Here is a 677-nt window from a genome sequence, read left to right on the forward strand (position 1 = left end):
AGTTTGCGTTGGCGCAAGGCTCTGGGGAAAGTTACAAAATTTTGCTCTGGCTCACGGGCTCAACGTATCGCGCCACCAGCACAAGTGCATTGGTGTTACTTATCTCCGTGTTGGTGCTTTTAGCGATTGTGTTTGCGTTGTCACGTTGGCTAACGCTGATTTCTATTGGTCGAGCGTTTTCTAACGCGCGTGGGCTGAATCCATCTTCTGCGAACACGATTTTGCTTGTTATCGTTGCTCTGCTGTGTGCCTTTTCAACGGCGACGGTCGGCCCCGTTTCCTTTGTTGGCTTGGTCGCTCCACACATGGCGATGATGCTAGGAGCAAGAAAGGTCAAAGAACAATTATTCCTTGGCAGTTTAATTGGTGCAACGCTTATGGTTTGGGCGGATTGGTTAGGGCAAATCGCCATTTACCCGAGCCAAATTGCAGCAGGTACGTTAGTCGCGATTATCGGTAGTACCTACTTCTTGTTTCTGATGCTCAAAAGCAAGTTCCGATAACTTGGCGTAAAGATAAGCGAAAAAAGAAACCCGCTCTTTGGGAGTTTACTCCGAAGCAGCGGGTTTCTTTTTAATGCGAGTTAGTTGAATGCAGCGTCGTTCGATTCATCATTCGAAGCAGGAAAACGCTGCTCGTAAAGCTCCATAAAGTCCTGACGAATCAAATGTTCTAAA

The 677-nt window shown here is 47.3% G+C and carries 1 protein-coding gene; it reads left to right on the forward strand.

The features are described 5' to 3' along the window. On the forward strand, window positions 1–503 hold a 503-nt coding region (locus R7Z49_RS25355; RefSeq protein WP_318112437.1), incomplete at its 5' end, for an iron chelate uptake ABC transporter family permease subunit. Window positions 504–677: the final 174 nt, after the last annotated feature.

It is taken from the genome of Vibrio sp. 1562 (genome assembly GCF_033340155.1).
Lineage (GTDB): Bacteria > Pseudomonadota > Gammaproteobacteria > Enterobacterales > Vibrionaceae > Vibrio > Vibrio alginolyticus.